The organism is Parapedobacter soli (assembly GCF_025460835.1).
Taxonomy (GTDB): domain Bacteria; phylum Bacteroidota; class Bacteroidia; order Sphingobacteriales; family Sphingobacteriaceae; genus Parapedobacter; species Parapedobacter soli.
Genome location: NZ_JAMXAY010000100.1, coordinates 1 through 5,955, shown reverse-complemented (window position 1 = coordinate 5,955; position 5,955 = coordinate 1). Strand labels below are relative to the sequence as shown.

The 5,955-nt window shown below is 40.3% G+C and carries 8 protein-coding genes; 4 read left to right on the top strand and 4 right to left on the bottom strand.

Annotation, left to right across the window (positions count from 1 at the left end; translation table 11 throughout):
• Positions 1-128: 128 nt before the first annotated feature.
• Positions 129-980 carry a hypothetical protein gene (locus NGM62_RS21360; RefSeq protein ID WP_262250341.1) on the bottom strand — a complete coding sequence of 284 codons (852 nt, stop codon included), beginning with the start codon at positions 978-980 and terminating at the stop codon, positions 129-131.
• Between the two features lie 451 nt (positions 981-1,431).
• On the opposite strand from NGM62_RS21360, the gene NGM62_RS21355 reads away from it, so the two are divergent.
• The 4 genes from NGM62_RS21355 to NGM62_RS22330 all read left to right on the top strand — a co-directional run bounded on the left by NGM62_RS21355 (position 1,432) and on the right by NGM62_RS22330 (position 4,053).
• Complete coding sequence (locus tag NGM62_RS21355) at positions 1,432-2,016, top strand: Crp/Fnr family transcriptional regulator (RefSeq protein ID WP_262250340.1); 585 nt, start codon at positions 1,432-1,434, stop codon at positions 2,014-2,016.
• A 61-nt stretch (positions 2,017-2,077) separates the two neighbouring features.
• The gene (locus NGM62_RS21350) at positions 2,078-3,193 is read left to right on the top strand and encodes an NADH:flavin oxidoreductase (RefSeq protein ID WP_262250339.1); all 1,116 of its coding nucleotides are present in this window, start codon (positions 2,078-2,080) and stop codon (positions 3,191-3,193) included.
• A gap of 10 nt (positions 3,194-3,203) precedes the next feature.
• Complete coding sequence (locus tag NGM62_RS21345; RefSeq protein ID WP_262250338.1) at positions 3,204-3,719, top strand: RidA family protein; 516 nt, start codon at positions 3,204-3,206, stop codon at positions 3,717-3,719.
• A gap of 52 nt (positions 3,720-3,771) precedes the next feature.
• Positions 3,772-4,053 carry a hypothetical protein gene (locus NGM62_RS22330; RefSeq protein WP_390938266.1) on the top strand — a complete coding sequence of 94 codons (282 nt, stop codon included), beginning with the start codon at positions 3,772-3,774 and terminating at the stop codon, positions 4,051-4,053.
• On the opposite strand, the gene NGM62_RS21335 is transcribed toward NGM62_RS22330, so the two are convergent.
• The 3 genes from NGM62_RS21335 to NGM62_RS21325 all read right to left on the bottom strand — a co-directional run.
• Positions 3,991-4,566, bottom strand: coding sequence for a carboxymuconolactone decarboxylase family protein (locus NGM62_RS21335; RefSeq protein ID WP_262250337.1), 576 nt, complete (start codon positions 4,564-4,566; stop codon positions 3,991-3,993). The genes NGM62_RS22330 and NGM62_RS21335 overlap by 63 nt on opposite strands.
• A gap of 44 nt (positions 4,567-4,610) precedes the next feature.
• Complete coding sequence (locus NGM62_RS21330) at positions 4,611-5,474, bottom strand: sigma-70 family RNA polymerase sigma factor (protein WP_262250336.1); 864 nt, start codon at positions 5,472-5,474, stop codon at positions 4,611-4,613.
• Positions 5,475-5,499: 25 nt separating this feature from the next.
• On the bottom strand, positions 5,500-5,955 hold a 456-nt coding region (locus NGM62_RS21325), incomplete at its 5' end, for an integrase core domain-containing protein (protein WP_262250335.1).

Genomic DNA, 5,955 nt, shown 5'->3' with positions numbered 1-5,955 from the left:
GCTACCCCCTAAACTCATTTATTCTAATGCATAATCCGGGTTAAAACGTCTCTTAGTTTTTTCTGCATATTATTTCTTTGGAAGCCATTTAAGTCTGTAGCTCGTAGGGTGGAGTAAAAATATTGCTTTTATTTGACGTCGTCTGGTGTAACTGCCATACTCGGCAAATGCAGAATATCTTGGCAGGCGATGTTGTAAGGTGCGAGGTCATTAAGGGGATTAATATATAAGGTTTTATCTAGACACCATTTTCGGTAATTGGCTAGTCTTTTATCCGTACCCAAATCATAGTCAAAGGAGTGCTCTCTGTCTAGGTATTCTGTTGGCCAGTGGGTACGAATAAGTTGATAAAGTCGTAAGAACGAACTGTATGCTGCTGGATAGATATGGTCTTTCCATATTAATGCGCTTTTGAGTGACTTGTGCGAATGGTACATGAAGATATTTCGATGTGAGTCGTCGTATAGGCATCCGGCATAGCCATATAGTACATGCCCCAGATTTCCCAGTGCCATTGGAAAATCCGGGGTCACTTTCAACGCTATTTTCCAATACTCATGTGCTTCTACAAATCTGCCGACATGGGAAAAATGGTTGCCTAAATTGGTGTAAACCTCGTATTTAAATTCCTTTATAGTGTCCTTGAATCCAGGTATGGATATACATTTTCGTAGGTGGTAAAGTTCTTTGGTAAGTTCTTCCTGATCGTAGTCCCAGCTTTCTTCGGTTTCAAATCTATTGAAGTGTCGTTTTGTAGCCCAAGCATTGGCCAAAAAATAGTGATAGTGCATTTGGTGAGGGTTGTCCAATCGATCAATATCTATCGCTTCCGATAATAAAAAGACTTTATCAAGGAAAGCACGGTTCCCTTCATCTGATGCAAGGTCAATGAGTTGTCCTATAATATCTAAAACTTCCTCCAAAGTAAAATCTTTTGGATTTAAGCTCGCTAATTCTCCGGATATAATTTTTTTCGGCATACTCAAAAATTTCTATAAATGTCGGGATAAAGGCGGTAAGCCAAAAGAAGAAATATTCCACATAAGTTATATATCTTTATTGTTCCAAACAACCAATAAATGATATAAATTGACGCAATTGAATGTGACTGTTAGAGAGGTTGTCATAGGCAACAAACGGCTAACGAAAACCGTCTTTAATCAAATTGAGCATGAGTCGTGCTTTAACGAGCACATGGATTTCATTGGAGATTTAATCATAGGGTATACGAAAGATAAAGATGATAGGTTTCTTCTTTGGGTAAATAAGGGAAAAATTGAGGAAGCTTACAGTTCAGCCTGTTACCCGATGCACAGGGCGAGGGTTGCGAAGAAGAGCAGTTTGCCAAACGAATAAAGAAAAGAAGGAGATCGTGAAGTGAAAGGATTGGTTTTGTAAATTTGCAAAATCCCAATTGAGGAAAAAAATGCTATGGTTGAAAACGCTTTGTTGAAAAACATCTCGAAACACATAAACCTTAGCCAAGAGGAAATTTCGACTTTCGAGCGTTTTTGGACGGAGAAAACACTGGAAAAGGGTGACTATCTCTTACGTAACGGCGATACCTGTCGTTACGATAGTTATGTCGTTTCGGGCGCGTTAAAAGCCTTTTATATCAACGCTGAAAACGGGAATGAGGAAATCCTCTTTTTTGCTATTGACGATTGGTGGGCTTCCGACCTAGATAGTTTTTCCAAGCAGAAACCATCCATATACAACATACAAGCCATAGAGAAAACAACCGTTTTACAAATCAGCTATTATTCCTTTCAAAAGCTACTGACAGAACTTCCCTATTTGGAGCGGTACTTTCGGATAATATTGGAAAGCTATTTGGGGACACTTCAAAAGAGGATTATCTATAATAATATGTGCGACGCAGAAAGCCGATACTATGATTTTTTAGAAACCTATCCAAACATCGCATCCAAAGTTCCCCAATATTTAATAGCATCATATTTAGGGGTGTCAGCAGAGTTTTTAAGCAGGGTGCGAAAAAAATATAAATCCTCTTGACCTACGTCAATTTTTTCTAAACCAATAACTGGGAATTTTGCTTCATAAAATTTAAGAAGCAATGAAACATCACCCTATTTTCCAGAAAGCCAATATTTGGCAAAGAGATTTGATTAACCGAGCCGTAGTTGCTCCAATGTCGCGTGTCAGTGCTACGGCAGACGGTTTGACCACCGATGAAATGGTGGATTACTATTCCGCTTTCGCCAACGGTGGGTTCGCCGTTATCATTACCGAGGGTATCTATACCGATATTTACGGTAGCCAAAGTTACAATAATCAGCCCGCAATTATTAACGCTGACCAACGCAGATCGTGGGCAAAAGTAACCCGTGCTGTCCATCGTTCGCCTTCCTTGATATTCGCACAGTTAATGCACGGAGGTGCGTTATCGCAATGTAGCGAAAACACTTTAGCTCCTTCTGCACTTCAACCTGTAGGAACAAAAGCCGTTGCATACGGTGGAGAGGGAAGTTTCCCGGTTCCGAAAGAAATGGACTTGACGGATATTCAAAGAATGCAACAGGGCTTTATTGACAGTGCAATAAATGCTCATAAAGCGGGCTTTGATGGTATAGAAATTCACGGTGCGAATGGTTATCTGTTAGACCAGTTCCTTACACCGGAACTGAACCTCCGAAAAGACCGATACGGTGGTACGATAGAAAACCGCTTTCGTGTAATTGCTGAAATTATCGCGGACATAAAGTCTTCAGTACCATCGAATTTTATTGTCGGTTTGCGGGTCTCGGAGGGAAAAGTAAACAACCTCACTTACCGTTGGGCAGACGGTATCGAAACCGCCAGAGAACTTGCAAAAGAAATAAAGAAGAGCCAACCCGACTTTGTCCATGTAGCGGTGCAGACGGGAGAATGGGAAAGGGATAGCTTTTTCGGGGAGGGAATATCCTTGGCGTCGGTTATCCGTGATACAACTGGTGTCCCTGTGATAGCCAACGGCGGGTTTCACCATCTCGATAAGGCTGAAACGGCTCTGAACAACAATCACGCTGACTTACTTTCCATCGGTAGAGCAGCTTTAGCGGACTCTCATTGGGTAGTAAAAACGTTGAATGGTTTACCGTTAATTCCTTTTCACCGTGATATGTTATGGCCGGAAGCAACCCTCAGCCATACACGGAAAATTATCAAAGAATTAAACCTTGAAAATAATTAGACAGGGAACAATGAAAATGAGCAGGCTATTGGTTATCGGCGCATTGTTTTCGCTATGTGTCATCACAGGAAAAACGTTCGCACAAACGAACACATCTCAAACGTTAAATAAAGAAAAAATGAAAATTTCACAGATTAAAATTACGCCGGACACTTATGAACCGTTCCGTTTGGCACAGGGGCATCGAGTTGGCGACTTGTTGTTTATTTCGGGGCAGACCGCTATCGGGGATAATGGGAAGCTGATAGGCATAGGTGACTTTGATGCCCAGGCAAAAAAGGCTTTTGAAAATTTGGACGAGGTATTGAAAGCCGGAGGTTCGAGTTTGAAGAATGTTGTTAAGGTCACCATCATGCTCCGAGACATGGGGAACTTCGAGAAGATTGTAGAATTGAGGGGCAAATATTTTACCGCTCCTTATCCAGCGGATACTATTTTTGAAGTGTCATCCCTATTTTCTCCTGATGCGCTTATTGAAATTGAAGCCATTGCGGTAGTAGATGAAGTAGCAGACTGGCAAAGGTAATCACAGACCCAAGCGAAGCACTTATACTGTTGATTTAGGAGATTTCTACCATATGTTCACGGAACTCAAATCCCGAAAAATTAATAAAACCAAATTTTTGGATACCCTAAAAGAAAACCTTATCAAAAAATGGACGAACAAGACGGGAGATATTTCTATCAGTATTATGGAAAAGGGCTTTAAGCCCTTTTTCTTGTCCCAATACTTTTACCCTTGTGTCGTGACTTTTTCGTTGCGGCATTACTTTTCTTGTCGGTTCTTATTTTCATTATTATCGGCTTTGAACTACTTTTCTTTTGCTGATATCGCAAAACATATCAGAATGTATGTTTAATCCAATGTTGGTTATGTTGGATAGGTGTTCGCTGGAAATGAGGTAAACGATTTCACAAATTTCCCGCTCGGAATAGTATTTTGCCATTCTTGAAAAAGTTTGTGGATTAACTTTTTTCTCTTTCGTGAGTTCCGTTGCGTAATCCAATGCAGCCCTTTCAGCATCGCTAAAAAGTGGACTTGCATTATACTCGTTTATGGCGTTAAATTTTTCTTCGTTCATCAGTTCTTTCATTGCATTGTATCTGCCAATGTCCATACAAAAATCGCAGACATTCATTCGGTCAACCTGATGTCGGATTAGAAAAATCAGTTCTTTCGGTATCACTAATTTTTTGTCCAACTGATAAACTTTTGTTCCCATCATTCCAAAGGCCATGGGCAACCTTGCCGAAAATACCTTTACAGGTGTGATAACCTTTCCAAGTTGCCTTTTGGTAAGGTAGTAAACCAATTTCATCATTAAGCCTTTGGGCTTTTCTATTGGCGGTAGAAATGCTTGTGTATTGTCCATATTCCTGTGTTTTAATTTATTACAGGACTAAAACAAACTTGTTGTCAACTATGTGACAAAACTTTCAAACTTTTTTTAAAAGCATTGAGTTTATCAGGATTTAAAACCGCAAAAATCTGTGAGATTTTATTTTCGTTAAGCGACAAAACCTGCACACAAATTATTTCCCCATTGAGTTGAATAACAACGGCAGGTTGCGATAAAATTTCGGTAAGAGAAAATTCGGGTAAAAGGGTTGTGTTGTGAATAAGTTTGAGGAAGAATTGGGCAATTTGTTCTTTTCCGAAAAGTGGTTTTGCAAGTGCAGGTGCTTTGCCGCCACCGTCTCCAAGCAAAGAAATTTCGTCATTAAACAAAGCTATCAACGCTTCCATATTTCCTTGACTGATGAGCGAAACGAAGTTTTTCGCAATTTCCAAAGAAGCTGTGTTTGCAACGGATTCGTGTTTGATGTCTGCAACTTTTCCTTTCGCCCGACTGAAAAGCTGTCTTGAATTGTCGGCAGAAATATTTATCGCTTCCGAAATTTCCTTGTGGCTAAAATCAAACGCTTCTCGTAAGACAAAAACGGCTCTTTCGGTTGGCGAAAGTTGCTCCATTAGAAAAGCCAACTCGTAGGAAAGTAAATTTTGTGCTTCAAATTTTGAAAGTGGATTTGTGTTGTCCCCGATTGATACAAACGGTTCGGGTAGCCAAAGTCCTTTGTATTGCAGTCGTTGCTCTCGTTTTTTCAGATTTAGACAATGGTTAATCGTTGTTCTGATAATGTAATTTCTTTTGTCGGCAATGGTTTCGGGTATGGGGTTTTCCAAGAATTTCAAATTGATATCCTGAACAACATCTTTGGTTGTTTCATAGTCGCCTGTCATATTGTAAGCAACCGAAAATATTAGTTTGTCAAAATCCATTTTGTTGTACTGTTGTAATCTTCCCTTAGCTAGCTACACCCAAAACTAAAGAATTCCAATCAGAATTGTTGTTGTTGTCCTGTTGGAATGTGGGAAACTCGGAGAGTTTTCCATATTTCAACAGGAATTCCGTAGGTGTTAATTGCCCTAAGGAAGAATGTGGCCTCTGATTGTTGTACATCCATGCCCAAGCGTTTGCGTATTTCCTGACGTCTGAAAGTCGTTCGAACATATAGCTGTCCAGCACGTCTTGGCGGAAAGTCCGGTTAAAGCGTTCAATCAGACTATTCTGGGTAGGCTTACCCGGTTGGATGAATTCCCAATCAATCCCATTTTCAGTACACCATTCCCTCATTTTTTCCGATATAAATTCAGGGCCGTTATCAGACCTAATTTTCTCCGGTTTACCCCTCCATTCAACCAGTTTTTCCAATTCCTGGATATTGCGGAGCAAGCTGACCCCCAGCGACTGCCTACTAAT

What these genes read in the sequence shown, in the direction of transcription:
- NGM62_RS21360 (WP_262250341.1), bottom strand. Translation starts at nt 980, where the DNA reads ATGCCGAAAAAAATTATATCCGGAGAATTAGCGAGCTTAAATCCAAAA.
- NGM62_RS21355 (WP_262250340.1), top strand. Translation starts at nt 1,432, where the DNA reads ATGGTTGAAAACGCTTTGTTGAAAAACATCTCGAAACACATAAACCTT.
- NGM62_RS21350 (WP_262250339.1), top strand. Translation starts at nt 2,078, where the DNA reads ATGAAACATCACCCTATTTTCCAGAAAGCCAATATTTGGCAAAGAGAT.
- NGM62_RS21345 (WP_262250338.1), top strand. Translation starts at nt 3,204, where the DNA reads ATGAAAATGAGCAGGCTATTGGTTATCGGCGCATTGTTTTCGCTATGT.
- NGM62_RS22330 (WP_390938266.1), top strand. Translation starts at nt 3,772, where the DNA reads ATGTTCACGGAACTCAAATCCCGAAAAATTAATAAAACCAAATTTTTG.
- NGM62_RS21335 (WP_262250337.1), bottom strand. Translation starts at nt 4,566, where the DNA reads ATGGACAATACACAAGCATTTCTACCGCCAATAGAAAAGCCCAAAGGC.
- NGM62_RS21330 (WP_262250336.1), bottom strand. Translation starts at nt 5,474, where the DNA reads ATGGATTTTGACAAACTAATATTTTCGGTTGCTTACAATATGACAGGC.